This is a genomic window from Actinocorallia lasiicapitis (assembly GCF_054778695.1).
Map to the genome: position 1 here is coordinate 1 of NZ_BAAGZI010000041.1, position 26362 is coordinate 26362.

Below are 26362 nucleotides of genomic sequence, written 5' to 3' on the forward strand. Positions count from 1 at the left end.
GGGTGCGGGCAGCCGGCGGCGGTGTTCGGCTTGGGCGCGGGCGAGCAGGGCGGTGAGGAGGTGGTCGTCGCCGGGGGGTGCGGCTTCGGTGAGCTGGGGTTCGGTGACGCGGCCGAGGAGTGCGGGGAGGGCGGCGAGTCCGGCGAGTTCGTCGCGGCAGGCCGGGCAGCCGGCGAGGTGGCGTTCCAGGGGGGTGCGGTCGGCGGGGTCGATGGCGCCTAGGACGTAGACGCCGAGGTGGAGGCGTGCGTCGTGGCAGGGGTTCATGGGGTGACCCCGCGTTCTTCGAGGGCGAGGCGGAGGGCGCGCAGGGCGTAGTAGGTGCGGGATTTGACGGTGCCGGGCGGGATGCCGAGTGCGGTGGCGGCTTCGCCGACGGAGTGGCCGCGGTAGTAGGTCTCGATGAGGACGGCGCGGTGGTGGGGGCTGAGGTCGGTGAGGGCTTGGGCGACGGTCCAGGATTCGAGGGCGCGGTCGAGGTCGTCGTGGCCGGGGAGTGCGGTGGCTTCGTCGAGGGGGGTGCGGGGGCCGCCGCGGCTGGTCTGGGCGCGGTGCTGGTCGACGATGAGGTTGCGGGCGACGGTGAACAGCCAGGGTCTCAGGGGGCGGTCGGGGTGGTGGATTTCGGGGTGTTTCCAGGCGCGCAGGAGGGTTTCCTGGACGATGTCCTCTGCTTGGTGGCGGTCGCCGCCGGTGAGGCGGAGGGCGAATCCGAGCAGGGGTCCGCCGTGTTCGGTGTAGAGGCTGCGGAGCAGTTGCTCGTCGGCGGTGGATCCCACGGTGGTTGCACGGGTGGGGGGTGGGGTTCGGTTCACCGTGGCGTGGGTTTTCTCTGGTGGTGGTGTCGTTAGGTTGGGGGGATGACTGATCTGCCGAAGACGTCGGTGCCCGCGCAGAGGGCGCTGGAGCTGGTGGGGGTGCGGAGTTTGGAGGAGTTGGCGTTGTGGCGGGAGGTGGAGGTGGCGGCGTTGCACGGGGTGGGGCCGAAGGCGTTGCGGATCTGGCGGGCCGCTATGGATGATCTTGGTTTGGGGTTCGTTCGCTGACAGGATGGGGTCGGTGAAGGGGGGGTTTCGTGCGGCCTGTGGTCTGTGGTGAGCTCGTGGCGGAGCTGTCCACGGTGTTGTCGGCTGCGGGGGAGGGTCTGTCGCGGGCGCCTGTGCTGTTGCGGCGGGTGTTGGAGGAGCGGGCGTGGCGGGAGTTCGTGACGGAGACCGGTGCGGTCCGTCATCGGGATTTCCTGTCGTTCGTGATCGCGCAGCCGCCGCGGGGGTTGGGTGCGACGGTGGGCGGGTTGCGCCGGTTGTCGGGTGGGGATCCGGTGGTGGTGGATCTGCTGGAGCAGGCGTTGCAGGAGTCGACGGCGAGTGCTGTTGATAATATCAACGCGCCGATCCGGCCGACGGGGACGAGTCAGGCGGCGGCGTTGCGGCGGTTGCGCAAGGACGCGCCGGTGCTGCACGACCGGGTGTTGAACGGTGAGCTGTCGGCTCATGCGGCGATGGTGGAGGCGGGGTTCCGGGCACGGACGGTGACGGTTCCGCTGTCGCGGCCGGAGACCGCCGCGCGGGTGCTGCGGAGCAATCTTTCGGCCGAGGAGCTCGTGGTGCTGATCGAATTGCTGTCCGATCCTGAGGGTTGACGGGTTTTTCGGACATGACGGGTGAGGCTTTGACCGTCAAGGTCACCCTTATGTCACCCCGGCGGGGGATGGGCGTCACCGGGTGGAGCTGTTAGACCCGTTCCCATGCTTGATCGAATTGTCGATACCGGGCGTTATCCACTGGGTGCGGCCGGCAGCCCGCCATGGCATGACCTCGTCCACCGTGTCCGCGCCGACCTCGCCGCCAGTGGCTGCAGTGTTCTGCCGGATCTGATCAGGAAGGACGCGCAGGCCGATCTGCAACGTCAGGGGCTGGAGCTGGCACCGCACGCGTACTACGCGCCGGAGACCGTCAACGTCTACAACACCGCGCCCGATCCGGCGCTGCCCGAGGGGCATCCGGCGCACCGCACGTATGTGCGGGGCAACGCGTTCGTGGCCAGGGACCGGATTCCGGCCGATCATCTGATTCACCGGTTGTACACCGATGAGGCGTTCCAGGGGTTCGTGGCGGCGTGTTTCGGTCTGCCGCGGGTGTTCCCGCTGGCCGATCCGCTGTCGGGGCTCTGTGTGAACGTGATCCGGCCGGGCCGGCAGCATCCCTGGCATTTCGATACCAACGAGTACACGGTCAGTATGCTCACCCGCGCTCCCGAGGAGGGGGGCGTGTTCGAGTACTGCCCGGCGATCCGTTCGGCGTCGGGTGAGAACACCGAGGCGGTGGAGGCGGTCCTGGACGGCCGTGCTGACGGGCTGGTGCGGCGGTTGACGCTGCGTCCCGGTGATCTGCAGCTTTTCCAGGGGCGGTTCTCGCTGCACCGGGTCAGTCCCGTCGAGGGGGCGGCCGACCGGCATTCGGCGATCTTCGCCTACAGCGAGCGGCCCGGGGTGGTCGGCAGCGCCGAGCGGACCCGTCAGCTTTTCGGGCGGCTCACGCCCGCGCATCGCGCTCCCACGTCCCGAGGTGACCTGCTCCTGGACTGAACCGGCCACATCGCCTCACTGGAACCCGCTGAGAGGAATGCGACCGTGCAGGTAGACCGCACAGGGAAAGTCTCGCTCGACCATATTTACGACCGGCCCGACCCCCGCGCCTATTTCCGGACACTCAGGACGTTCGGCTACAACGTTCCCCAGAACGCCAAACCGCACTTCTCGGCACTGATCGCCGAGTACGGTGAGACCACCGGACGCCGCCTGCCACGCGTCCTGGACATCGGCTGCTCCTACGGCATCAACGCCGCGCTCCTCAACCACGACACCACGATGGACGACCTGTACACCCGCTACGACGGAGCCCCCACCACCCGGGGCAGCCTGCTGGAGGCCGACCGTCGCCGCTCCCGCCACGCCACCCCGGTGGCCAGGTTCACCGGCCTCGACGTGTCCGAACCGGCGCTCGCCTACGCCGTCCAGGCGGGACTGCTGTCGGAGGCCGTCCACGCCGACCTGGAGGCGTGCGAACCGACCGACGCCCAGACCGCGATCCTCGCCCGCACCGATCTGGTGATCTCCACGGGCTGTCTGGGCTATGTGGGGGAGAAGTCCATCGCACGGCTGCTGACGGCGTTCGGCGACCGCCGCCCGTGGATGGCCCATTTCGTGCTGCGGATGTTCCCGTTCGACCCGATCGGCGCGCTGCTCGCCGACGCCGGCTACCGGACGTCACGCTCGACCGCCACCTTCCGGCAACGCCGCTTCGCCACCGCCGAGGAACGCGACCAGGTCCTGGACCGGCTCGCCCCGCTCGGCCCCGACCTGCCCGAATCCGACGGCTGGCTGCACGCCGAACTGTTCGTCTCCGTCCCCAACGACCAACCCCGCACCCGGATCGAGGATCTGTGAACTCCACCCCCCGCACCTTCGAGCTCGAGCCGACCCTGCCCAGGGTTCCGCTGCCCGCGCTCGAGGACACCTGCGCCCGTTTCCTGGACTGGTGCGCGCCGCTGCTCACCGACGAGCAGTTCGCGCAGACACGCCGCGAGGTTCAGGCGTTCCTCGACGGGCCGGGGCCGGTCCTGCACTCCGCTCTGGCCGACTTCGACGCCTCGCCCGGCGTGCACAGCTGGCTGGACCTGTTCTGGCCGTCGCGCTATCTGGGCCGCCGCGACCGGATCGCCGTCAACGCGAACTTCCTGTTCCTGTTCGCCGACTCCCCGCTCGGGCAGACCGAGCGGGCGGCCGCGTTGATCGCCGGCGCCGTGGACTACAAGCTGCGGCTGGACGCCGAGACCGTCCCGCCGCTGCTGCTGCGCGGCAAGCCCCTGGCGATGGACCAGAACAAGTATCTGTTCGCCACCACCCGGATCCCCGGCGAGCGGCAGGACACCGTCCGCGCCCCTTACAGCGATGCCGAGCCGGGCCCGGCGGCCGGACGGCACATCCTGGTGTTCCACCGCCGCCACCTGTTCCGGCTCGACGTCCTCACCTCCGACGGCCGGCCGTACGCGGCCGGTGAACTGGCCGGGGCGCTGGACCGGATCGTCAAGGAGACCGTCACGGCGCTGCCCGTCGACGAGGCGGCCGGCAGCCTCACCACCAAGGCCCGCGCCGAGTGGGCGGCCAGCCGCGCGGCCCTGGCGCAGGCGAACGCCGCGGCCCTCGAGGACGTGGAGACGGCGCTGTTCACCGTCTGCCTGGACGACCTGACCCCGGCCGACGACCGCGAAGCCTGCGATCAGCTCCTCGCCGGGGACAGCGGCAACCGCTGGTTCGACAAGGCGGTGTCGTTCATCGTGTTCGCCGACGGGACCGCCGGCATCAACGTCGAGCACTGCGGGCTCGACGGCACCACGATCCTGTCGTTCGTTGACGACGTCCTCACCGGCGATCCCGCCCCTGCTGGCCCCGGCACACCGGCCGTCGCACCCGTCCGGTTCGTCCTGGACGACGCCCAGCGCGCCGACATCGCCGCGGCCGCCTCCGCGTTCGACGCCTACGCGGCCGGGACGGCGACGACCACGGTGTCGTTCCCCGATTTCGGGACGGGACGGGCCAAACAGCTCGGCGTCTCACCCGACGCGTTCGTCCAGCTCGCCTACCAGCTCGCCCACCGCCGCGCCAAAGGCCTGACCGGGGCGACGTACGAGTCGATCGCGACCCGCCACTTCCGCGCGGGCCGCACCGAGGCGATGCGGGTGGTCACCCCGGAGGTCGTCGCGTTCGCCGACACCTTCACCGACCCGTCCGCCGACCGGGCCGGCAAGCTGGCGGCGTTCCGTGCCGCGGCCGACGCCCATGTGCGGCGGGCGAAGGAGTGCCAGGCGGGGCAGGCGCCCGAACAGCACCTGTGGGAGCTCCAGTTGATCGCCGGGCGCCGTCCCGAACTCGGGGTGGAGGGGCCGATCCCGCTGTTCTCCTCGCCCGGCTGGACGGTCAGCCGCGACGACTACCTGTCGACGAGCTCGGCCCCGTCGGTCAACATCAAGTACTTCGGGTTCGGGATGACGAGCACCCAGTGCATCGGTGTCGCGTACGTGCTGCTGCCCGACCGGTTCAACCTGTACCTGGCGACCCCGGTGAGCGTCGCGGACGCCATGCACACCTTCGCGGCCGAGCTGCGCGTCGCGGTGGCCGAGCTGCAGGAGCTCCTGTCGGGCGACGCCGGGTGAGTCATGTCCGGTCGGTGTCGGCCAAGGGCGTCGTGCGCGATCCGTCGGGGCGGGTGCTGCTGCTGCGGAACGAACGGGACGAATGGGAGCTCCCCGGCGGGAAGATCGAGGCCGGGGAGAGCCCGCGGGACGCCGTCGCCCGGGAGATCGGCGAGGAGACGGGCTGGACGGTCACCGTCGGCCCGCTCCTGGACGCCTGGGTGTACGAGCCGCTGCCGGGCGCGCTGGTGCTGATCGTCGCCTACGGCTGCCTGCTTGATGCGGGCAGTCCGGCGCCGGTGCTCAGCCATGAGCACCGGCAGGTCGGGCTGTTCGCTTCCGGGGATTTGGACGGCTTGGTCCTGCCGTCGGGGTACCGCGCCTGCGTCGACGCCTGGCCGGCTCCTTAGGGACGGTCACCGCCCCCTGGGCCGTCTCAGGGGGCGGGTGTCGTGGTCTTGTCGGCGAACCGGATCGCCTCGATCCGTCCGGCGTCGTCCCGGTCCAGGACGGTCACCGAGGTCGCGGGCCGCAGCACCCCGGTCCGCGCCCGCACGATGATCTTCCGCCAGCGCCGGACATGCCACAGGAACGCCCGTGAGGTGAGGATCCGTCCGCGGGCGTGCTGCCCGTCGAGCGCGGTCTGCGGCGCGACGTCCAGGAGCACCAGGTGCAGCCCGGTCCCCATCCGCCGGGCCAGCCACGCGAACCCGTACAGCAGATGCGGCCACGTCCCGCGCGTGTGCGCGACCACGGCCTCGCCGCGCGTCAGCGACCGTCCGATCCGCCACACATGCGTCGAATACACGAACGGGATCCGCGCCCGCCGGGGGACCGCCCCCAGATACCTCTCCCACCAGTTCCGCGACTGCTTGGAGTCGATCACCAGCGCCCCGCCGACGGCCACCGGCCGGTCCTCAAGGTCGTTCAGCCCGTACAGCCGCCGCAGCAACGTACTCTTGCCCGCCCCCGGCAGCCCGGCCACCAACACCAACGCCCCGGCCGGAAACACCAGCTCACGCCCAGCCCGCACACCACTCATACCAGTCAGACGATCCACCCACCCATTCCGTGTCCCCTACCCGCCACCCATCTTCACCGCCCAACCCCAACGCCCCCATCCCCACCCTATCCACCCACCCCACACCGGACATACGCACCCAACTCCCCAGCCCGATAATGCACATTATGTAAAGTAATAAATCCACACCACCCAAAACCACGAGAAAACAGGGTTGATGTATGCCTCAGGCCCGGCAGGTCGACCATCCAGCCGTCCGGGGCGGGTCCGGCCCAGACTTCGAAAGGCGCTGGGCCGATTCTGGCGGGCTTGCCGGGGACCCTCCGTCGCGTGCGGCGCTGCGGACGCACTCCCCCGCCAACAGATCTCGGCGACGGCGGCGAACGTCCATACGCTGACCGAGGTGTTCACGAAGCGGCAGCATAGGATCACTGTCGTGGCAGGTCGGGATGAATACCCCTTGGTGCATCAGATGGGTGGGCTGAAGGAGCGCTCGATAGTGCCGGAACTGACCTCTACAGAGCGGGCCGAAGCGTTGGTAAAGGCCCAGGTGCGGAACGTCCAGGGCGAACCACTGGCCGAGGTTCGGCCGGGAGCGGTGTACCTGGCCGGAGCGTTCGCCCGCGTAGAGGAGCAGCGGGTCTCCGCCTCCCCCAGCAGGCACTGCGTCACCGCGAGCGTCCGCATCACCCCGGTGTCCGCGGGCGCAGCCAGCTCCCACCTGCGTGGCCTGCTCGACCGGGTCAAGCCACAGCCCACCGGTCTGGACACCGCTGCACCCAGACCGGCAGCCGATCGAGACATCGGGCCGATCCAGTGGTTCAAGATCGCAGACCCGCTCGACCCCGCACCGTCAGCGATCAAAGGCGTCGACACTCGCGTTCTGCTCCCCGACAGCGACCAGTTCGCGAAGCTGATCGACACCCTCAAGCGACAGAACATTCCTGTGCGTACGGTGCGGCACTGGATCGAGTCCGAGACCATCACCTCGGTCCGCGCCGGCACCCCCACCCCACTCACCTCCATCTGCAGGCTCACCACGAATCGGACCCTGGCGACGGCACCGACCACTGGCGCAGGAGCGGTCGTGGCGGCTGAGGCGTTCGAACTGATGTGGGACGCCCACGCCGAGTCAGGCATCGAGCGGCCGGTTCTGTCGCCAGCCGAGCGGCATCTGCCGCACGACTGGCTGCCCTACCTGCCCTTTGCCACTCTGAATCCCGCTCAAGTACAGGCCGCGCCGCATGTCGCCGATGCTGACGACCACGTCCTGGTCACCGCTCCGACCGGTGCCGGCAAGACCGTCATCGGCATGATGGCCGCGCTGCGCACCATCCTCAAGGAAGGACGCAAGGCCGCCTGGCTCGTCCCGCAGCGGTCGCTGACCGACGAACTCGACCGGGAGCTGAACGGCTGGCGCCGCCAAGGCCTGCGGGTCGAGCGGCTGTCGGGTGAGTACGTGGTCGATGCGCAGAAGGTCCGTGACGCCGACCTGTGGGTCGCGACGACCGAGAAGTTCGAATCGATGTGCCGGGCGAGCTCCCTGCGAGAGGCGCTCGCCGACGTCGGCTGCCTGATCGTCGATGAGATTCACCTGCTCGGCGACCGCACCCGCGGGCCCGTCCTGGAAGCGCTGCTCGCCCGGGTGCGCGGCGACGGCTCCCCCGTCCGGGTGGTCGGCTTGTCCGCGACGGTCGCCAACGCCGCCCAGATCGCCGACTGGCTCGGCGCCCACCACATCCCGATCACCTGGCGGCCCAGCCGCCTCACCTGGCAGCTCCCCCTCATCGCGACGAGCCTGGATCGAGCCGCGACCCAGACCGCACGCACCCACCTCGCCACCACTCTGACCGAGAAGATCACCGGCGATGGCGGGAGCGTCTTGGTGTTCTGCGGCAGTAAACGCGGCGTCCGGTCCACCGCCCTGGCGATCGCCGCCAGCCGCAGCGCCAACATCTCGGGTGTCGACCCTGACGACGCCGCAGCCGTGGAGCGTACCTGCACCCAGGCCGGGGTCGGGCTGCACTACAGCGACTGGGAGCACAAACGAGCCGCTGAACACGCCTTCCGCAACCGCGACATCGACGTCCTCGTCGCCACGAGCACGGTGGCCGCCGGTGTGAACCTGCCCGCCCGCGCCGTCGTCATCCGGGACACCACCGTCGGGATCGAATCCGCCGAAGTCGCACTTGTCCAGCAGATGTTCGGCCGCGCCGGACGGATCGGTGCCGGAGAGACCGAAGGGTGGGCCTACCTGATCGTGGACGAGAACGAACGCGCACTGTGGCAGGCCAAGCTCGCCGACGGCTACCGTGTCGTCTCCAAGATCCTCGACACGCTTCCCGACCACGTCCTCGCTGAAACCGTCCAAGGCCGCATCAACACCCTCCGCGAGGCGGAAGCCTGGTGGATCCAGACCCTCGCCCACCACCAAGGCGCCGACAGCCTCAACCCACTCCATGCCGCCATCGACCTGCTCACCGAAGGCGGCTACCTCACCAGCACCCCCGCAGGTGAGGACGACAGCGATCTGGCGGCCACCGACCTCGGCACGCTCACCACCCGGCTCATGGTCGCCGCGGAAACCGGCCTGCTCCTGCGTGCCGCACTCGCGAAGGTCCCGCTGCCCGCTAAGCCCGCGGCTGCCGAACGGCTCCTGATCAACCACCTCGCGCTCCTCGTCCCCGACCTTGCAGAAGCAGCTGTCACCGAGGAGATCCGCGGGCCGGTAGCCCGACTCCTCCAAGCCGGAGGGGACCTCACCCGTCTCGGCGCCACCCGCACCTACCGGCGGCGTGGCGGCCTCGCCTCGGCAGGCCACTACACGCCCGGTGACCTGGCCCAAGCCGCCCTGCTCACCCTCGCGACCACTCCTCGGGCGTTCGAGCAGCCGGGACGGCTCATCGCCGGCATCCCCTACACAGCGATGCGGCCCCTGCTGGAGAAAGCCGCCCACCACCTCACCTGGCTCGCTGCCCAGGGCTACCTCGGCACCGTCCACCCCTGGATTGCGATCGTCGCCTCCGACCTCGCCCACCGCGCCACCTGGCATCGCCTCGGCCCGCCCCGCGGTAGCGGGCGGCTGCTGTGGATGTGCGCCCAAATGGCCACCCCGCTGCACGCCGACCGCGAAGTCCCGCTCATGTGGCGGCGCGCCACCAGTCGCGGCATCACCCACCCCGACTGGCCCGTCGGCGCCGCCCCCACCGGGTGCCGCCTCGACCGCAACGGGTACACCGCGTTGCTACGCGACCGCATCACGGGCATCGATCTCACACCCGCGGACGGCGACCTCGAAGCCCGATGCGCCCCCGGCACCGCCGTCACCACATGGACCGGTCTGCAGCACACCCAGATGGTCGCCACCACCGACCATCTGACACTGCCCCACCCCACCGGCCCCCAGGACGCCGCCCGCGGAACCGCCGCCTTCAGCCGACGCGGTGACCTGCATGCCACCGGATGGCTCACCCCTTACAACAGCGCAGACCTCCACACCCCATAGCCGCCCGCACCGCACCCCATCACCCTGGCCCCGACGGTCTCTGGCCTATCCGCGGTCCTGAACTGGGAATACGGGCGTTGAGGCATGCCTCAGTCCGGTTGCCCAGCCGCCGTCAGGCAACGGTCGAGGTGATCGGCCCCGACACCGGCTAGAGCAGTCTCACCACGGACAAGGGTGGTTCGCCCGGGTTGCCGCCGCTCCGCCCGTCAAGCTCCTGCCCTGTCCCGGCCTCGCGCCGGGCCGCCGGTGCGGGCGGAGTCGCGGCTTTCGTGGCCGCGAAAGCCGCGCAATTTTACTCTTTTGACGTGGGCACCGGCGGCGCGCCATCATCGTCTCAGTTGAAAGCGACCGGCTGAGAGTAGAAAGGAGCCCGCACTGTGAACGCCATGAACCGAATGCCGGGCGGCCCCGATCTCAGCCATGCGCGGCGACCGGAATATCCCCGCGCCGCCTGGCTGGGAACCTGTCCCGGTCACGGCCACAGGCCGCACCCCTACGCCGCCTGACCAGGCCCAGCAGCCACTCCTGTGGGTGATCCGACGGTAGGCGCCCGGATTCCAACTCCGAGGCTTGAGGGTTCGGCTCCTTCCACCCATGCGTCTCGCGCCATTCCTGGCGCCCGATCCTTTTGACATTTCCATAGTGGAAGACGCCCATTCCTCCCCTCGCCTGTGGGGAGGGTTCGGGCCTGTAGCTCAACGGTTGAGCAGCCGCCTTTCCTGCCACTCCGACCAGTCTTCATAGCTCAATGGACAGAGCGCCGGTCTACGAAGCCGGACATCCAGGTTCAAATCCTGGTGAAGACGCCACCCCCCGCAAGCAGGGGGTTCGCCGTACATGCCGACGGGTGAGGCGCCTGCCTTCCAGGCAGGATCAGACAGGGTTCGAATCCCTGGTATGGCTCGCAGCAGCCCGCAGTGGTTGCGCAACTGAGCGGGGTAGTCCCCCGCGCTACGCGATGGTGTAACGGGAACACGCCGGCCTCATAAGCCGGGTGATGCAGGTTCGAGTCCTGCTCGCGTAACTGATCCGGTGTCGCCCAGCAGGCAGGGCAGCGGACTGTTAATCCGCAGGCGCAGGTTCGAACCCTGCCACCGGAGCTGTGTACGTGGTGTAGGTGGTCCTCGCACGCCGGGTTGTGATCCCGGAGGCACCGGTTCGATCCCGGTCGTACACCCCGCATGAGCTGGGCAATCGGCGAGCCCACCTGCCTGTAAAGCAGCGGCCTCGGCTGTGGCGGTTCGACTCCGCCCTCATGCACTCCCCTCAGGGCCTGGTACTCGCCGGTACGGGAGACGGTCCGCAAAACCGTCCATTCCGGGTTCGACTCCCGCCCAGGCTTCCACTACTCCTCGGCGGCGGATCCGCACCCGACCTTCCGAAGGTTGAGCCTCCGGTTCGACTCCGGACGAGGAGGCTCACGGCCTCTTCCACAACGACCCTCTGGGACCTGTGTGTCCCGGTACGGTCAGGAGGCCCTCCCGCCGCCGCGAGGGCCACGCCACCGCCATGCGACGTCGCCGAGAGGGTTGGCTCGGCGAGGTCGAAAGCCTCAAGGTCAGCCTCGCTGGCGCTGAAGACAAGCTCGCACAGCTCGACCGTCGTTCACCCGCAGGCACAGCGGCCAACCTCGGCATGTCAACCGCACGAGCAGCGGGCGCACCCGCTCGGCGTCCGCATGCGACGCCCGGGCCTCCACATCCCTGCCGTGATCGGCGCAGAACCTGCTCCCCCGCGTATGGTGAGAATCAGGAGCGAAGCTAGTCATCGCCAATATCAAGTTCTTATCCGGCGAACTTCGCCGGGCTTCCGCTGGCGGGGTGGGGTGGGCCGTACCTAACAGCGGAGCGGTAGCACCATTGCGATACAGATGGGCGTGATCACATTATCGAGTCATGATCCGGGTAGAAAAATCTCACCAAGCGCTATGGTGGCGAGATCGCGGTGGACGGTCTTTCTTTCGCGGTCCCCGAAGGAAAGACCACTGGCTTCCTCGGGCCCAACGGCCCGGGCAAATCGACCACGTTCCGGAGCGCCTGGGCCTGGCGGCCGCGCTGCTGGGCGACCCGGCGACGCCGCTACTCGACGAGCCGACCAACGGGCTCGACCCCGCTGGTATCCAGTGGATCCGGCACCTGCCGAAGCGGCTCGCGGGGGAATGAACCGGCGAACCAGCATATGGCGGCGGACCGTCTATGCCCTGACCTCCCTGCCCGTGGGAGCTGTCTGCTTCGTCGTAACGCTGATCGGCGTCACACTGGCCACCGTCCTGTCGATTACAATGGTGGGCTCGGTCCTCTTCGTGGCCGTCTTCGCCCTCACCAGCTCCCTGACCAGGTTCGAACTCCGCCGCGCGGATCTGCTCCTGGGCGTACCCGAGAGCCCGCCCGATGGCGCAGCCATCCCCTACCGATCCGGAGTCATCGGCCGGATACGCGATGGGCGGCGCTGGCGCGAGGTCGGCTACTTGCTCCTAGCCCTACCGCTCGGGATGCTGTCCTTCGCGCTCACGGCGACCATGTTCTTCCTGCTGGCACGCGCCGTCGTCTACCCGATCATGGCCTGGGGAGACCCCACCGTCACCGACGACGCCTGGGGTGGCCCTAGCTTCGCCGGGGCTATGTTGGTGCACAGCGGGCCCGGCGCGCTGGTCCTACTGTTCGGTTCCCGGGTTCTCCAAGCGGTCACCGAACTCCAGAGCCGGGCGGTACGCCGGCTCCTCACCCCGGCTCCCAAGGTCGCTCGACTGCGGACGAGCCCGGATTAGACAATGCCCGCATGCGCAGTAGGTCCTGGTATCGAGTCGTTCGAGCGGTCAGCACCTTGCTAAGACGCCCCTTCACCCGGTCCACCTGGGCGTGGACGGCCTACGCGCTGCTCAACCTGCCGCTGGCACTGGCCGGGACCTTGACGGTGCTGCCTCTGCTCGCCGTGGGCGTGATCCTCACCCTCACCCCGTTCGGACTCTGGGTCCTGGCAGTAGCGGTCCGATGCGCGGTCCGGCTGAGCGGAGTCTCAGTCCGGCTCAGCGCTTCTCTACTGGGCGACCATCTGACTCCGCCGAGGCTCAGAACCGAGCCCGGCCTCCTGGGCTGGCGGCGCACCAGCCTGGCGGACGCGAGCGGCTGGCTCGCTGTCTGCTACGTGCTCCTCAAGCTCCCGCTGGCCGTCGCGGTCTGCGCCACGACCGTCCTCAGCTGGGGGTACTCCATCGTCCTGATCAGCTACCCGCTCACCCGTGAGCAGAACGCACCGAGCTTCCGGACGGCCGACGGCGATGTCCATCACGCACTCCGCATTGGCGGCACCGCCCTTGACGGCGTCGCCACCGAACTGCTCGTCTCACTGGCCGGGGTGGCCTTGCTCTCCCTGACCCCGTTCCTGATCGCCCGATTCGTCTCCCTCGACCGGCTCCTGCAGCGAGGACTCCTCAATGGCGGCCAGTCCGCCCGCATTCAGATCCTCGAAGCGAGCAGGGCCCTGGCCGTGGCCGACGCGGTCGGCACGCTGCGACGAATCGAACGCGACCTGCACGACGGGGCGCAGTCCCGGCTGGTCACCCTGATGATGAATCTGACCATGGCGCGGGAGACCCTGGCGACCGAGGCGAACGGTGCCGACCTGCCCCGGACGAGCGCGCTCGTTGACGCCGCGCACACACTCGCCAGCGAGGCGATCGTTGAACTGCGGACCCTCGCCCGAGGCATCCGCCCGCCTGTACTCGACAAGGGTCTGCCGCCGGCGCTGGAGACTCTGGCGGGCCAGAGTGCCCTGCCGGTCGACCTGATCACCGACATCCCCGAGCGCCCCTCGGCCGCCATCGAGACCATCGCCTACTTCTGCGCCGCGGAACTGCTCACCAACGCCATTCGGCACAGCGGTGCCGAGTTGGTCGTCATCGAGGCCGTCATCGAGGCCGGGATGCTTCGGCTGCGCGTCACCGACGACGGAGGCGGCGGCGCGGCTGTGGGGCTGGGCTCCGGGCTGTCCGGACTGGCGGCCCGCGCCAGTACGGTGGACGGACGCCTAGATGTCACGAGCCCGCGGGGTGGACCCACCACGGTCACCGTCCAGTTGCCGATCTCGAACTGAAGGACCGGATACGAGCATGCGCATCGTCATCGCGGAAGACGCCGTCATCCTCCGGGACGGCCTCGTCCAACTGCTCGCCATGCGCGACCACGAGGTGGTCGCGGCGGTGGGCGACGCCGAAACGCTGACCGAAGCGGTTCGCGAGCACCGGCCCGACGTCGCGGTCGTGGACGTCCGGATGCCGCCCACCTACACCGATGAGGGCGTGCAGGCAGCGATCCGGCTGCGTTCGGAGTTCCCCGAGTTGGGCGTGCTGGTGTTCTCCCAGTACATCGAAACCAGCTTCGCCGCAGAGCTGCTCTTGGCGCGCTCGTCCGGCTTCGGCTATCTACTCAAAGACCGGGTCGGTAACATCGACGAGTTCGTCGACGCGTTGAGCAGGATCGCGGCCGGCGGTACCGCGCTCGATCCCGAGGTCGTGACGCAACTGCTGCGGGCGAGCAGCCACCGGGAGGTACTGGGCCAACTCAGCCCCAGGGAGAACCAAGTGCTGTCGCTGATGGCCGAAGGGCGCACCAATTCGGTCATCGCAAAATCCCTAGCCGTCTCCGAGCGGGCCGTCGAGAAGCACATCGCCAAGATCTTCGCCAAACTGGACCTCCCTCCCTCAGACCTCTTGCACCGCAGAGTGGTCGCCGTACTGCGTTACCTGCGAGGCTGATCGCCATGAACCGAACATCCGCTGTCCGTACAAGAGCGGATCAAGGCGGGTGCCTTCACCGTCGACGACAGTGGCGACCTGACCGAAGACCACCTCGTGGTCGCCAACCTCAGCGAATCCGGCGACTCGGCACTCCGCGAGCGCCAGAGTGTCCTCAGTCGGCCAAGGCACGGCCAGGGCCGGTGATGGCCGCCAGCTGATCCCAGCGAACCGGTCGGCGACGGGCGCTGCGAACAGCTCGGCGGTTCGACGGCCGCCGGTGTGCAGGAGCGCGACGCCGAAGCCACCAGTCTCCCGCAGCGCCGACAGAGTCCCGCTCCGATGGTCGAGGCAGACCAGCAGAGTCGGCGGATCCATCCTTCGCCCAAGCACCCACGAATCTGCGCACCTATCTGACGGCGGCCACGTTACCGCTCGGCGAGTTCGTTGAACTCTGGCTCCAAATGACGCGGTTCAGGCGGCCAGGTCCAGGGTGGTCTGGAGGCTGACGCATTCTCTAAACTTGCCGAGCTTGCTCCGTTTGGCGCGATTACCAGGCGCGCCACTCGTCAGTGATCTCGTAGCGAGTTAGGCCGTGGCGTTTAGCGAAGGCGTCAACGTCGATGTCGTTCTCGGCGAGCGAATCCACGATGCACTTCCAGAGATCATCGCGTTCGCCAGTCTCGTAGGCGACGCCGTCGTAGTCGCCGTTGACCTTGTTGAGGGCGAGGACAACGCGCTGGATGACGGCGAAGATCTCCTCGTCGGTGGGATTCGTCAACGCCGTGAGTTCGCGTTTGAAGGGCTGTAGTACTCCGTCTGTGCGGACCAGCAGGTCTTCGGGGAAGAGTCTTGCCATCGATGCGTCCTCGGCATCAAGTTCGCCAGAGGCGATTTGTTCGGCTTCTTCAGCGACGGATTGGCGTCAGTAATCAGTAGGACGAGTGGCCATGATCCGGACCATAGCGAACACCACCGTCATTTTGACCTATGAGTGGCTCCTGCCGCTGTCGGGATGTGGTGCCCTGGTGAGACGGCCTTAGAGGGTGTGTTCGATGGACGGGTTCGGTACGGCGGCGGGCCCGCCGCGGCCGAGCTGCCGGTTGCGCGCTATTTCGCGAGAGCGCGGCGGGCTGGGCTGGTGAAGTCGACGCCGCACGACAACCTGCCGGGGTCGGCTGCTGACGCTCCCGCACTGTGACTGGGTGTTCGCGCTGGTCGGCGAACTACGGCAGGCCGCGGCCGAGGCCGGCCCGCCCGCGCGCGCTGGAGGGACGGCTTTCCCGGCAGATACAGGCCGAGACCGTCCAGGCCATCGCTTCACCACCGCCTTGGCGAGCTGATGATCTCCACGTCAGGCCGGGGACGCTCGACGGGGTAAGGCGCAGCCGGCGGATCGGCGTCACGGCGGGCGTCCAGGTCGGGGTCGGTGTTTGGACGGGTGAGGGTCGGGGTGAACACGGTGAGGATGATGAGGAGAACCCCGGCAGCGGAGATCCACAAGCCGGGGAGCGGCGCGAACTCCAGGTGCGGCTGGTATTTAGCGATCTTCTCGGGGCTGGCGTTCAGAAACGCCTGGCCTCTTTCTTGCCCAGAGCGGGCGCTGAGCCAGATGACGGTCGCGTTGATGAGGTCGATCAGGTAGGAGCCACCGATGCCGATAATCAGCCCCGCCGCGGTGAGGCGTGAGAGCAAGCGGAACGCAACGGCAAGGAACGCGGCCGCCACGACGGCGCCCACCACCGTCATCACGCTGCGGGACAGCGGGGTGTCGTCGCTGAACAGTGCGCAGCATTCCTTGACGCTGGTGACCCGGCGCCCGTTTCTGGTCCATTCGACGGTAGAGCGCAGCCACGGCATCCACAACCCGATGAGCTCAACGGTCACCAGCACGCTCCCGATCATCCCCCACAGGAACACCCCGCGCCGGCGGCAGCGCAGCTCGCCACGTCCGCGAAGCGCGGTGATCGCGGTGGCCGCGGCGCATGACACCAGCACCGCGACAATCAGGGACAACCCGAACGACGGTGTGACGTCGGCCCGCCCGCGCAGAACCTTCTCGATCGGACCTGCCGCATCCAGCGCCCGCAACGGCCCGAACGTGACGATCAACGCGGCTCCCAGCGGAAACAGGGACCGGAAAGGCATCAGGCAAGCAGCGATCAACGCGATCAGCATCTCGTTGAGGGACATCACCACGATGGTGACGGCGGGCATCGACGTAGTGGCCTCGGCGTAGTCGGCGAAGACCGCCAGCACGGTCACCACGAGGGCCAGCACGGTGAATCCGATGGTCAACGATTCGCTCAGCGAGCGCTCGCGAACCTGGGCGATGGCATCCAGCACGAACGTCACCCTAAGCCAAAATGATCAAGAAACCCAGTGGCGCCGATATCGCTGGTTGGCATGACCGAGGGCGAGAACACCATGTGAGCGGAAACCGCTGTGCTTGCAGAAGGACGCGCGCAATGGGCGTGATGCCCATTCCCCGTGATCTTTCCTCGAGGCGGATATCGAACCCGGAAACCACACCGCCCGGACCATGAAACGGGTGTAGCGGTTCCCGTACTCGCTCCACGACACCCGCATCCGCGACCTCCCGCCCGCCATCCCGCCGTCACGGTGCGACAGCCCGCACCGCTTCGACCAAGTCGGTATCCGGAGGTGCAGTCCTCAACTTCCCCTGTGTCAGGCGCCGTTCTCGGACTCTGGACGGGCGAGCGAAACGTCCTCGTAAAGCGTGAAGTCCCAGTTCTCGGTGTAGGTTCCGGCCGTGTCGCTGCCGCGCTCCTTGGTGTTTCGATCGAACACCAAGGCTGAGGGTTTCGGCAGCTCAGAGTCCGCCGATCACCTCTTCAGCATCCGGGAGTCGGGCTGCTCCACCGGTTTGGCCTCACACGACCGAGGACGAAGATCGCTTGGCGCTGACGTCGAGCATGGGCCAAGCAAGCCCTTACTCCCCCGGTTGGGCCCCCTGGCATCGGGACTGGGTGTCTGGAATCGGCTACGTAGGGCGACAAGGGCCTGGGGCGGGCGGGGGCTGTCTAAATGGGCATAGATGTCTATCTGGCCGGATGGGGTCAGTGAGCTTTCTTGATCATCTGTGGTTGGGGCGGGAAGGATCATCGAGCAGACGCCAGTGTCTATACGAAGGGAGTGCCATGAAACGGGCTCGATCCGTCCTGCTCGCCGTGTCGATGGCCGCCGCATGTCTCGGGACGACCGTCGCCACAGCCAGCAGTGCTCACGCCGAGACGAAGGGGTCGTGCTTCGCGTCCCAAGAGGGCGACCACCGCTGGGCGTACAGCCTTATCCAGAAGAAGTACATCTGGTTCACCTGCGAGCGCGGATGGTGGCGTAGCGGCTACCGCTAACACCGGTCGCCGCTCAGGGCGGCAGCGCTTCGGGGGCCCGGTCCGACCTTCTCAGCAAGCAAGAGGGCCGGGCCTCACCTCTTGAGACCGTGGGAGACTCCCCCGCCGTCAGTCCGATCTGATCGTCTCGCGGCTGTCGGGGGCGGATGCGTTCGGGGCACGAGGCCGACATGGGCGAGCGGGAGAGCTTCTCCTGGCTTGCCCATGTCGGCAGATTCCTACGGGGTGAGGATGCCGAGGAGGGGCTTCGCGTAGACCCACTGTTCGGTGAGCTCTGCCCAACAGAGGCTTAGGTTCGGGTGGAGGCGTGAGCGGCACAGAGCGTTGGGAAGGTAGTTCAGCCGCCGGTAGACGCTCGTCTGGACGGAGTGCACGACGGGTTCGAGGCTGCGATCGAAGGTGAATTTCGGGTCGCCGAGGAAGATGACGGTATTCCGGTCGATCGGCTTGTAGAGGAATTTGTTCTCGAGGGCCAGGATCTCCTCGGTGCCGCCGAGCAGCGAGGGCGCAACCGCGAGGAGGTCTTCCCGTCCCTTGGTGTAGGTGCCGTCGGGCAGGAGGAAAGTGGTTCCCGGCCGGTTCACCTCAAAGGCCTTGAGTGCGAGTGCGGGATCGGTCAAAGCCGCAACTTGGAACTTGATCTCGTTGTAGAACTCTCGGGCGACCTGGACGCACTCAGCCTGCCAAGACGCATTGGGCTCGTCGGGAACCGCGTACAGAGAATTCGGGACATACTGTTCGCAGAGGATCCGCTCGCTCTCCAGTTCTTCCGGGTACACCGCCGAAGCGGGTGTCTCCTTTACCTCGGCTCGCGCCCCCGCCATAGGCACCAAGGCCAGCATTACCGCGGAGATCGCGACAGCCATCCGTGTGCGTGTACTCATTCCAGTTCGCTCCTTCTCCTGGGAAACGTGCCCTCCCAGGATCAGCCGGTGAAGACCCTCGCACATTAGGGAGCCCCCTAGGGGCGCACCCCTAGGGGGCGGGGTGCGTGAAAGACTCCGCAGCTACATGCTGGCCGCCACCCCACAGCAGTTGCCGCCCGGGCTGCGCCACGACATGACCGAATGCGCCTCCGTCAGATTCGCTGGGAGGGGTCAACCGCTCCCCCAACGGCAGGCGCGCGAGCCGAATTCTGTGTGGCACCGCGATGCTTGACGGGATGGCTTGGCGCGGTCAATGGGTCGAGGGGCCTAGGGATGGAGTGTGTTTTTCGCGGCAGTCACAAAGACGGATGTACACGGTTTTTATGCTGGTCATCTGGGTTTCGTGAGTAGTGATTCTCCTGGTGGCCACAGATCTGGTGTGGATGGCGCGGGTTGCGATGGGGCCTCGGACGGCGGCTGCTGCGCACTTAATCTTGCGGCACTTCAGCACCGATCTCGGAGGATCACATGAAGGCAATGTCGAAACTGAGCCGGGCCGCGTTTTCCGTGGCGGCGGCTGCGGCTCTCGTCGTCGGCCTCCCGTCGGCGCCTGCTAGCGCGGCGCCCTACAAGCCGGACGACAAGGTCGACTACAAGGACTGCCCGGCTCTGCCGGCGGGTGCGATCTCCCTCCTCTGGCACTGCTTCTCGATCAACATGCACCACGCCAAGGTCAAGTTCGGCTCGATCAAGAAGACGCTCGACAGTCCGACGACGATGGCCATAGCGATGGGTCCTGACGGCACGACCATCTCCGGCGGGGCCGGTCTGCCCATGACGCCGGGGGCGGTCCTCACCAAGTTCGACGTCGACGGCACGACGGCCACGGTGTACGTGACCAACGTGGTGAAGAAGCCCGGGTCGACGTTCCCCGACGAGATCTGGATCCGGGTCAAGCTCGACGACTGGTACCTGGGCGCCGACTGCACGATCGGGACCAAGGTCGGGGATCCCGACGAGCACCTCATCCAGATCAAGATCAATATCGGCTTGCCCAGGATCGAGTACCTCAACTGGGTGCCGGTGCTCGCCACGGAGATCGGCGACGACAACTTCTCTCTGCCGGGGGCTCAGGACTGCGGCTGGCCGCAGAACGGATTGGTCAACGACGAGGTCGGGCTGAAGTCCGGCTGGACCAGCGGCAACAGCATCAAGTACACCACTTACGTGCGCGTCAAGAACTACGCGCTCGGCAACATCATGCCGTACTTGTGGTAGGGCGCCGGGTCTCCGCGAGCAGGAAAAGGCTCGCAGGTTGAGCATTAAATGCTCTAGCGGGCCAGATTTCCGCCCTGTTTCCTTTCTGTGGAGAAAGGAAACAGGGCGCGAACGAACGTCCCTGGACGAAGGCCAGCGCCCCGACGAGCCCTCCCGCCCCCGTCGGTGTGCTGGGATCCGGTAGACGGTTCTCTGGTCGTGGACGGGGTGGCGCACCGTCCGGGTGTGCTGTGGAACCGCTATTTCGCGGTGACCGCGATACCCGCGCTGGCGCTTCGCTGGGGGCTGAGCATGGCCGCGTTCGATCTCCTGGACTCCCCGGCGGGGATCTGTTTCCTTGAGGTGAACGTCGCCTGCGGCTGGTTCGTCTATGAGCGGATCGCTGGAGACGAGCGTGTGTCCGACGGCGTGATCCGGCTGCTCGTGGACAGGGCGGCCGGCTGATGAGGGTGAAGGCGGCGCGCTGCGCGGTCCTGTTCTGCCAGGACGGCCGTCTGGTCTGGGACGGCTACCTGATCAGGGAGCAGTACGCGCTGACGCCCGAGGCCGCCAGAGTGCACGCGTGGTTCGCCAGGACGCGGGAGCTCTCCAGCGTCGGCACGCTGGATCCGGGATATCCCGCGATCGCGGTGACGCTCCTGGACTCGGGGGTCCTCATCGAGGAAGGGTCCGACGCCGACGAGGCGGAGCAGCGAGTCCTCGACGCCTGGGGTGTTTGGGGTCCGTCCAGCGTCTACGCCTATTTCAGCGCCCGCTCGTTGGGCGCCTCCGACTACGTCGACCTGGCCGAAGAACGACTTCGGACACTCGAACATTCCCTGCACACCCCTCCCCCGCCCACGTTCAAGTCCTATCCCGACCGGCCCGTGGTCCCGCTGCGGCCAGGTCGGCCGGAGGATCGTGCGTGGCCGCGGCCCGGCCTGGTGGACGCCCTGTACGGGCGACGCTCCCAGCGGGATCCGTCGCCCGCTCCCCTGCGCCTCGCCGAGCTGGAGGCCGTGCTGAACATCGCGGGCGGGATCGTGGAGTCCCGCGAGGGGCCTACCGGGATCGTCGATCTGCTGCGGACGAGCCCGTCCGCGGGAGCGAGGGCTCCGCTGGAGCTGTATCTGCAGGCGAATCGCGTCACGGGGCTCGATTCCGGGGTGTACCACTACTCCCCGGAGCGGGGCGGGCTGGAACTGCTCGGCCCGGCGGCCTCCCGGGGCGAGCTGCTGGCGGCGGTGGGCGGGCAGCCGTGGCTGGCCGACGCGGCCGTTCTCCTCGTCTATACGGCCGTCATCGGCAGGACCCAGTGGCGGTACAGGACTCGCCGGGCCTACCGGGACGTCGCCATCGAGGCCGGTCATCTGAGCCAGACCGTGCTCCTCACCGCCTCGGGGCTCGGCTTGGCGGCGACGTTCGCCACCGCGGTCAGCGAAGCGGAGCTGGAGAAGGTCATCGGCGTCGATGGCGTCTCTGAGGTGGTTCTCGGCGTGGCCGGCCTGAGTCGGCAGCCTCAGGCGTGAGGTCCGGCGCCGCGTTCCGGCTGCTGTGGATCGGGCACGCTCTTTCCACTTTGGGCAGCCGGATCATCGCCGTCGGGAGTGTCTTCTGGGTGATGCGGGCGAGTGATTCGGCGGCCAGGGCGGGTGTGGTGTCCTCGGTGATGCTGTGGTGCTGGGCGGTGTCCCAGCTTCCGGCGGGCTGGCTGGCCGATCGTTTCGATCGGCGTCTGGTCATGATGGTCTGTGACGGCGCCGCGGTCGTCGCGGCGGTGCCTTTGGTCGTCATGGCGTTGCTCGGGGAGAGCTGGTTTCCGGTCCTGCTCGCTTCGCTGATGGTGCGCAGTCTGTCCTTCTCGGCTCGGGTCAGAGCGGAGTCGGCGGCGCTGCCCCAGGTGGTGGGGGCGGGACGGCTCGTCGGGGCGCTGGCCTTCGTCCAGGGACGTTCGTTCGCGGCGGGACTGCTGGGACCGCTGGTCGCGGGCGGGCTCTTCGTCGTGGACGCGTCGTTGGTCTTCATCGCCGACCTGGTCCTCTCTTCGGCGGCCTTCGTGCTGCTCCTTCCCCTGAACGCCTCGCTCGGCGGCGGCGGGGCGGGCGGTGACGGGGCGGCGCCCTTGGCACAGATGAGGATCGGTTTCTCGGTCTTCTGGCGGCAGCCCTATGTGCGGCGGACCGCGGTGCTCGGTGCGGGTCTGTCGGTCGCCGTCAGCGTCGTGAATCTCGTGGTGTCGGTGGCACTCCTGGACGAGGGGGTCTCGCCCGGTCTTGTCGGTCTGGTGCTGGGCGCGGGCACGGCCGGCGGGCTGCTCGGCGCCCTCACGGTCAGACGGGCGCTCGATCGGCTGAGGGGTCCGCGGCTTCCACTGGTGGTGCCGCTGGTCGTGTCAGGGCTGGCGGCGGGCGTCCTGGCCCTGCGGTCGGGAGCGTTCCTCACCGCGGTCGCGTACGCGGTGTTCCTCTTCCCGACGCCGATCTGGCAGAGCGCGATCGACGCACGGACGATCGCGGTGGTCCCGGCGGAGGTCCTCGGTCGGGTGCAGGCTTCGGGGATGTCGATCGCGACGCTGCCCGCCGCTCTGGCCCCGCTCGTCGGCGGACTGCTCTACGCCAGGGTTTCCGGATCGGTTCTGCTCTGCGCCACGCTCCTGCTGCTGGCGGTCATGGTCGTCAGTGTCGGACGGGCCCGGGCGTTCGACTAAGTCCCGGCTGCCGGGCGTCGGGTAGAACTGGCGGGCCCAGGAGCGGAAGAGGGACAGGGGGTGGTCGGTGTCGGTGGAGGGTCGGGGGTGGGGGTGGAGGGAGGCGTGGAGTTTGAGTTCTTGTTTGACGCGGTGGAGGAGGAGGTGTTGGAGGGTCCATTCGACGGGGGTGAGCAGGAGGCGGGTCCAGGGGCGGGTGGCTCGGGTGCGCAGTGAGGTGCCGATGTGGACGTCGACGGTGCGGGGGCCGGTGGGGGTGCTCGACAGGAGCTGGCGTGCGCGCCAGCCGAGGAATTCGACGTCCACGAAGGAAAGGCCCAGGCCGATGGCGCTGATCGCGATCTGGACGCGGAGCCGGGGCAGCAGGGGAAGCCGCCGGACGAAGGCGTAGGACGCGCAGAGGGTGGAGCCGGCCACGACGGGCGGTTGGAGGACTTCGACGTCCTCGAAGGAGTGCAGCGCGCCGAACCGGCCGAAGTCGACACTGTTCTGGGTGATCTCCTGCGGGTGGCCGCCGATGCGGACCTTCAGGGTGCTGAAGGGACGCCAGTGTCCGGGCGGGTCCGGCTGGGCGAGGTGCCGTGGTTCGGTCCAGGCGGCGCCGTGGCAGGCCAGGACGACACCGCCGACCTCCCGCACCGGAAGGACCAGCAGCGCGGCCGGTGAGGTGACGCCCGGGAGGCAGTGCTGGACTTCGCTCACCGTGACGGTGCCGTCCTCGGTCCGGAAGACCACGACGTGCCGGCCCATGAAGGTGCGGCTGAGCACGAGTCTTCGGGGCACCTCGCGGGACAGGCAGACCGCGAACCAGCCGTGCGGGCGGGGCGGCGGGTGGCCGTAGGGGCGGGGCGGCGGGGAGCCGTGGGCGCGGGCCGGTGGCAGCCCGCCCGGTGGCGTCTCGGTCCGGCGATCGGGTGCCGTCTTGACGTGGCGTCCTCGTGTGCGTGCCATGGTCCTGCCCCTATCCCCCGGGCCGTCCGGCCTCGGTGTGCGAGAACAGTCACCTCACCGTCTGGACAGTGTCCAGACGGTGAGGGTCCGCGGGCCCACAGAAGTGAGTAACGGCGGTCCGGTGGGTCGGGCGCGGGATTAGGGAGTCATCCCAGGGTGTCCCCTGATGTCGGGGAAGTCGGGACGGGTGAGTGTGGAGAACAGGCCTTAGGGCGGTATGACCTGGGAGGTTCTCATTATGTCGATAGCGCCGGTGGCGGTCCGCCCGGGATCCGCTGAGATCCGTCTGCTGGTCGCGGGGCAGGATCCCGTGCAGCGGCTGGGGCTGCGCAGTGTCTTCGAACGCCAGCCCGCCGTACAGGTGATCGCCGAGGCGGCGTCACCGCGCCAGGTCATCGACCAGACGCTGCAGGCGCGGCCGCAGGCGCTGGCGATCGGGGTGCCGGTGCTGACGGAGGAGAGCCTGCGGTTCCTGCGGGTCGTGGCCGGGCTGACCCGCGTCATCGTCCTCACCCACTCGACCGACACCACCCTCATCAAACGGATGCTGGACTCGGGGGTCGCGGGCTGCCTGATCCACGGCCGGTTCGCGGTGGTCGATCTCGTCCGGCTGGTGATGGGGACGGGACGGGCCGATCACTCGACCCTCCGCCCGTTCCTGGAGACACCGATCAGCGACGCGATGGTCGCCGACGGCTCCGGATCGCTGCGGCGCCACCTGTCCGACCGTGAAGTGCAGGTCATGGACCGGATCGCCGACGCGATGAACAACGCGGAGATCGCACGGCTGCTGAAGGTCAGCGAGAAGACCGTGAAGAACCACGTCAACCACATCTTCGCCAAACTGGGAGTGACCAACCGCGCCCAGGCCATCGTGCTGTGGCTGCGAGCCGGCGACCCCGGCCCGCGCCCCGAGCCGCCGCGGCGGTCGGCGAAGACGGCGTGGGCGGACGCGGCGGCCGGTTGACCCCGCCTCAGCCCGGGGTGAACGCGGCGCGGACGAACGCGCCGATCTCCTCGATGGCGGCGCGGCCCTCGGGCAGCAGGTCGGCGAAGACCGGGAAGACGTGCGGTTGGCCGTCCCAGATCTGCAGGACGTGCCGGTCGTCGAGCCGGCCGGCCATCTCCTGCGCGTCCAGCAGCAGGACCTCCGCTCCCCCGACGAGCAGCAGGCTGGGCGGCAGGACCGACAGGTCGGCGCGCAGCGGTGACAGGGCGGCGGGGTCACGGTCGCCGCAGACCAGCGGCGCGAGCCGTGCCAGCGCGGACACGGGGATGAACGGGTCGGCCAGCGCCGCGGGATGGCGGGCCTTGGCGCCGCAGTCGAAGTCCAGCCAGGGGGAGAGGGCGACGAGCGCGGCGGGCGCGGGCAGTCCTTCGGCGACGGCCTGGAGCGCCGCGAGGTAGGTGAGGGTGCCGCCGGCGGAGTCTCCGGCGAACACCACGTGCGCGGGCGACCGGCCGCCCTCCAGCAGCCACCGGTAGGCCTCGACGCAGTCCTGGACGGAGGCGGCCAGGTCGACGGCGGGCAGCATCCGGTAGGCGACGGACAGCACCGGCGCGCCGCAGGCGGCGGAGATCCGCGAGGTCAGGCGGCGGTGCGAGCGCAACCCGAACGCGACGAACCCGCCGCCGTGGAAGTACAGGACCGTGCGATCGGGCGCGGAGCCGGGCGCCGCCACCCATTCGGCGGTGAAGTCGGGGAATCCGACCGGTTCGACGCGGGTGCCGCGCAGCGGCGGCGCGGCCAGCAGCCGGTCGCCCAGCGCGGCGACGGCGAATCCGCGCGGGGAGAACGGGAGGCGTTCGAACGTCGGACGGACCACGGTCCGCAGGGTCCGTGACACGTAGCGGGACGCCCGTCCCGGCCCGTCCCTCCGTTCGATGATCATGGTCTGGGGTCCGGTTGCTCGTCGCTCAGCCACCCCAGGGTGGCGACCATGCCGAGTTCCATCGCCCCGGCGGGGGCCGGTTCGGTCCAGGCGAGGCTCCGCAGGGCCGCGTCGACCCGGCGTCGCGCCTCCCGGACGGCCCAGCGGCGTGCGCCGGACGCCTCCAGCAGCCGCTGGGCCCGTTGGACGTCCACGGTGTCCAGGACCTTCGACCGGCCGTACAGGTCGGCGAGTTCGGTACCTTCGGCGGTTCCCGACGCCAGCGCCGCCACGACGGGCAGGGACCGGCGGCAGACGAGCAGGTCCCAGCCGGCGGTCCTGCCGGTGAGCCGCGGGTCGCCCCAGATGCCGTCGACGTCGCCGGCGAGCTGGAGCGCCACCCCGAGATGGCGGCCGAAGCTGGCGAACAGTTCCACCGCGAGCTCGTCGGCGCCGGCGCTCAGCGCGCCGAGCCGGCAGGCGGCCGCCGACAGGGCGCCCGATCGCTGTTCGGCGACGCGGAGGGCGTGGTCGAGGTTGGGCGCCGTCCCGGTGAGGGCCTGGTGTTCGTGGGCCCTGCCCTGGGAGTGGACGCGCAGGGCGTCGGCCATGAAGGCCAGGGAGGGGCCGGACAGGCGGGCCAGTGCTTCGGCGAGCGCCAGGTCGGCGGCGGCCAGGGTCGGTCCCATGCCGTGGGCGGCCCACGCGGACGAGCGGTGCCTGCGGACGAGGACGCCTTCGGCCACGTCGGCGCGGAGCATCTCGGCGTCATGGACGAGTTCGGCGGCCACGGCCGCCGCGATCGTCTGCTCGGACGTCTCCGGCCGGTCCGCGGTGACCGCTCTGGCGCACAGCAGGGTCAGCGCTCCGCGCAGGCAGCCGCCG

General features: G+C 68.8%; 26 protein-coding genes, 7 tRNA genes and 2 pseudogenes. 24 read left to right on the top strand and 11 right to left on the bottom strand.

The window, feature by feature from the left end:
• Together ACYVE7_RS07630 and ACYVE7_RS07635 are read right to left on the bottom strand one after the other, a co-directional pair.
• The coding region (locus ACYVE7_RS07630) for a zf-HC2 domain-containing protein (RefSeq protein WP_460363856.1) at positions 1 to 267 on the bottom strand (267 nt) is incomplete at its 3' end.
• Entirely contained in the window at positions 264 to 779 is a 516-nt protein-coding gene (locus tag ACYVE7_RS07635; protein ID WP_460363857.1) for a sigma-70 family RNA polymerase sigma factor, read from the bottom strand. The genes ACYVE7_RS07630 and ACYVE7_RS07635, both read right to left, overlap by 4 nt.
• Before the next feature lie 81 nt (positions 780 to 860).
• Here ACYVE7_RS07635 and ACYVE7_RS07640 point away from each other — a divergent pair, with 81 nt between their 5' ends.
• From ACYVE7_RS07640 to ACYVE7_RS07665, 6 genes are all read left to right on the top strand, one after another.
• Entirely contained in the window at positions 861 to 1046 is a 186-nt protein-coding gene (locus ACYVE7_RS07640; protein WP_460363858.1) for a helix-hairpin-helix domain-containing protein, read from the top strand.
• 29 nt (positions 1047 to 1075) lie between these two features.
• The gene (locus ACYVE7_RS07645; RefSeq protein ID WP_460363859.1) at positions 1076 to 1642 is read left to right on the top strand and encodes a hypothetical protein; all 567 of its coding nucleotides are present in this window, start codon (positions 1076 to 1078) and stop codon (positions 1640 to 1642) included.
• 105 nt (positions 1643 to 1747) lie between these two features.
• Positions 1748 to 2587, top strand: a complete 840-nt coding sequence (locus ACYVE7_RS07650) for a HalD/BesD family halogenase (protein ID WP_460363860.1) — start codon at positions 1748 to 1750, stop codon at positions 2585 to 2587.
• Between the two features lie 45 nt (positions 2588 to 2632).
• Positions 2633 to 3448, top strand: a complete 816-nt coding sequence (locus ACYVE7_RS07655) for a class I SAM-dependent methyltransferase (RefSeq protein ID WP_460363861.1) — start codon at positions 2633 to 2635, stop codon at positions 3446 to 3448.
• A complete protein-coding gene (locus tag ACYVE7_RS07660; protein WP_460363862.1) occupies positions 3445 to 5214 on the top strand; it encodes a choline/carnitine O-acyltransferase in 1770 nt (589 codons plus the stop codon). Before ACYVE7_RS07655 ends, ACYVE7_RS07660 begins: the two co-directional genes overlap by 4 nt.
• Positions 5211 to 5603: an NUDIX hydrolase gene (locus tag ACYVE7_RS07665; protein WP_460363863.1), complete on the top strand. Its 393-nt coding sequence runs from the start codon at positions 5211 to 5213 to the stop codon at positions 5601 to 5603. The genes ACYVE7_RS07660 and ACYVE7_RS07665 overlap by 4 nt, the downstream gene beginning before the upstream one ends.
• Before the next feature lie 26 nt (positions 5604 to 5629).
• On the opposite strand, the gene ACYVE7_RS07670 is transcribed toward ACYVE7_RS07665, so the two are convergent.
• Positions 5630 to 6235 (bottom strand): ATP-binding protein, encoded by a 606-nt coding sequence (locus ACYVE7_RS07670; protein ID WP_460363864.1) that lies wholly within the window; start codon positions 6233 to 6235, stop codon positions 5630 to 5632.
• Between the two features lie 478 nt (positions 6236 to 6713).
• On the opposite strand from ACYVE7_RS07670, the gene ACYVE7_RS07675 reads away from it, so the two are divergent.
• The 12 genes and pseudogenes from ACYVE7_RS07675 to ACYVE7_RS07730 all read left to right on the top strand — a co-directional run bounded on the left by ACYVE7_RS07675 (position 6714) and on the right by ACYVE7_RS07730 (position 14472).
• Positions 6714 to 9719 (top strand): DEAD/DEAH box helicase, encoded by a 3006-nt coding sequence (locus tag ACYVE7_RS07675; RefSeq protein ID WP_460363865.1) that lies wholly within the window; start codon positions 6714 to 6716, stop codon positions 9717 to 9719.
• A 734-nt stretch (positions 9720 to 10453) separates the two neighbouring features.
• Positions 10454 to 10528 (top strand) — tRNA-Arg (locus ACYVE7_RS07680).
• 21 nt (positions 10529 to 10549) lie between these two features.
• Positions 10550 to 10622 (top strand) — tRNA-Gly (locus ACYVE7_RS07685).
• A 49-nt stretch (positions 10623 to 10671) separates the two neighbouring features.
• Positions 10672 to 10743 (top strand) — tRNA-Met (locus ACYVE7_RS07690).
• Positions 10744 to 10747: 4 nt separating this feature from the next.
• A tRNA-Asn gene (locus ACYVE7_RS07695) sits at positions 10748 to 10819 on the top strand.
• Between the two features lie 2 nt (positions 10820 to 10821).
• A tRNA-His gene (locus tag ACYVE7_RS07700) sits at positions 10822 to 10896 on the top strand.
• Positions 10897 to 10898: 2 nt separating this feature from the next.
• A tRNA-Tyr gene (locus ACYVE7_RS07705) sits at positions 10899 to 10979 on the top strand.
• 10 nt (positions 10980 to 10989) lie between these two features.
• Positions 10990 to 11064: transfer RNA gene (locus ACYVE7_RS07710), tRNA-Cys, on the top strand.
• Between the two features lie 593 nt (positions 11065 to 11657).
• Positions 11658 to 11878, top strand: a pseudogene (locus ACYVE7_RS07715) (ATP-binding cassette domain-containing protein); the annotation flags it as partial.
• Complete coding sequence (locus tag ACYVE7_RS07720; protein WP_460363866.1) at positions 11878 to 12486, top strand: sensor domain-containing protein; 609 nt, start codon at positions 11878 to 11880, stop codon at positions 12484 to 12486. The pseudogene ACYVE7_RS07715 and the gene ACYVE7_RS07720, both read left to right, overlap by 1 nt.
• Positions 12487 to 12542: 56 nt before the next feature.
• Entirely contained in the window at positions 12543 to 13811 is a 1269-nt protein-coding gene (locus ACYVE7_RS07725) for a sensor histidine kinase (protein ID WP_460363867.1), read from the top strand.
• A gap of 16 nt (positions 13812 to 13827) precedes the next feature.
• Entirely contained in the window at positions 13828 to 14472 is a 645-nt protein-coding gene (locus ACYVE7_RS07730) for a response regulator (RefSeq protein ID WP_460363868.1), read from the top strand.
• Here the strand turns inward: ACYVE7_RS07730 and ACYVE7_RS07735 are convergent.
• From ACYVE7_RS07735 to ACYVE7_RS07750, 4 genes are all read right to left on the bottom strand, one after another.
• A complete protein-coding gene (locus ACYVE7_RS07735) occupies positions 14419 to 14844 on the bottom strand; it encodes a flavin reductase family protein (protein ID WP_460363869.1) in 426 nt (141 codons plus the stop codon). The genes ACYVE7_RS07730 and ACYVE7_RS07735 overlap by 54 nt on opposite strands.
• A gap of 157 nt (positions 14845 to 15001) precedes the next feature.
• A complete protein-coding gene (locus tag ACYVE7_RS07740) occupies positions 15002 to 15310 on the bottom strand; it encodes a hypothetical protein (RefSeq protein WP_460363870.1) in 309 nt (102 codons plus the stop codon).
• A gap of 461 nt (positions 15311 to 15771) precedes the next feature.
• Positions 15772 to 16806: a hypothetical protein gene (locus ACYVE7_RS07745; protein WP_460363871.1), complete on the bottom strand. Its 1035-nt coding sequence runs from the start codon at positions 16804 to 16806 to the stop codon at positions 15772 to 15774.
• 333 nt (positions 16807 to 17139) lie between these two features.
• A complete protein-coding gene (locus ACYVE7_RS07750) occupies positions 17140 to 17262 on the bottom strand; it encodes a hypothetical protein (protein WP_460363872.1) in 123 nt (40 codons plus the stop codon).
• Positions 17263 to 17612: 350 nt separating this feature from the next.
• Here ACYVE7_RS07750 and ACYVE7_RS07755 point away from each other — a divergent pair, with 350 nt between their 5' ends.
• Positions 17613 to 17825 (top strand): hypothetical protein, encoded by a 213-nt coding sequence (locus ACYVE7_RS07755; protein ID WP_460363873.1) that lies wholly within the window; start codon positions 17613 to 17615, stop codon positions 17823 to 17825.
• Between the two features lie 218 nt (positions 17826 to 18043).
• Here ACYVE7_RS07755 and ACYVE7_RS07760 read toward each other — a convergent pair whose 3' ends face one another.
• A complete protein-coding gene (locus ACYVE7_RS07760; protein ID WP_460363874.1) occupies positions 18044 to 18691 on the bottom strand; it encodes a hypothetical protein in 648 nt (215 codons plus the stop codon).
• 528 nt (positions 18692 to 19219) lie between these two features.
• Between ACYVE7_RS07760 and ACYVE7_RS07765 the strand changes: the two genes are divergently transcribed.
• The 4 genes from ACYVE7_RS07765 to ACYVE7_RS07780 all read left to right on the top strand — a co-directional run bounded on the left by ACYVE7_RS07765 (position 19220) and on the right by ACYVE7_RS07780 (position 22655).
• Positions 19220 to 19969 (top strand): hypothetical protein, encoded by a 750-nt coding sequence (locus tag ACYVE7_RS07765; RefSeq protein WP_460363875.1) that lies wholly within the window; start codon positions 19220 to 19222, stop codon positions 19967 to 19969.
• A gap of 198 nt (positions 19970 to 20167) precedes the next feature.
• A complete protein-coding gene (locus ACYVE7_RS07770; protein WP_460363876.1) occupies positions 20168 to 20413 on the top strand; it encodes a hypothetical protein in 246 nt (81 codons plus the stop codon).
• Entirely contained in the window at positions 20413 to 21477 is a 1065-nt protein-coding gene (locus tag ACYVE7_RS07775; protein WP_460363877.1) for a SagB/ThcOx family dehydrogenase, read from the top strand. Before ACYVE7_RS07770 ends, ACYVE7_RS07775 begins: the two co-directional genes overlap by 1 nt.
• The gene (locus ACYVE7_RS07780; RefSeq protein ID WP_460363878.1) at positions 21474 to 22655 is read left to right on the top strand and encodes an MFS transporter; all 1182 of its coding nucleotides are present in this window, start codon (positions 21474 to 21476) and stop codon (positions 22653 to 22655) included. Before ACYVE7_RS07775 ends, ACYVE7_RS07780 begins: the two co-directional genes overlap by 4 nt.
• An 81-nt stretch (positions 22656 to 22736) precedes the next feature.
• On the opposite strand, the pseudogene ACYVE7_RS07785 reads toward ACYVE7_RS07780, so the two are convergent.
• A pseudogene (locus ACYVE7_RS07785) lies at positions 22737 to 23606 on the bottom strand (hypothetical protein); the annotation flags it as partial.
• A 238-nt stretch (positions 23607 to 23844) separates the two neighbouring features.
• Here ACYVE7_RS07785 and ACYVE7_RS07790 point away from each other — a divergent pair.
• Positions 23845 to 24573, top strand: a complete 729-nt coding sequence (locus ACYVE7_RS07790) for a response regulator transcription factor (protein ID WP_460363879.1) — start codon at positions 23845 to 23847, stop codon at positions 24571 to 24573.
• Positions 24574 to 24580: 7 nt separating this feature from the next.
• On the opposite strand, the gene ACYVE7_RS07795 is transcribed toward ACYVE7_RS07790, so the two are convergent.
• Positions 24581 to 25498 carry an alpha/beta hydrolase fold domain-containing protein gene (locus tag ACYVE7_RS07795; protein WP_460363880.1) on the bottom strand — a complete coding sequence of 306 codons (918 nt, stop codon included), beginning with the start codon at positions 25496 to 25498 and terminating at the stop codon, positions 24581 to 24583.
• Positions 25495 to 26362, bottom strand: an 868-nt coding sequence (locus ACYVE7_RS07800) for a polyprenyl synthetase family protein (RefSeq protein WP_460363882.1), incomplete at its 5' end; no start/stop codon positions are given. The genes ACYVE7_RS07800 and ACYVE7_RS07795, both read right to left, overlap by 4 nt.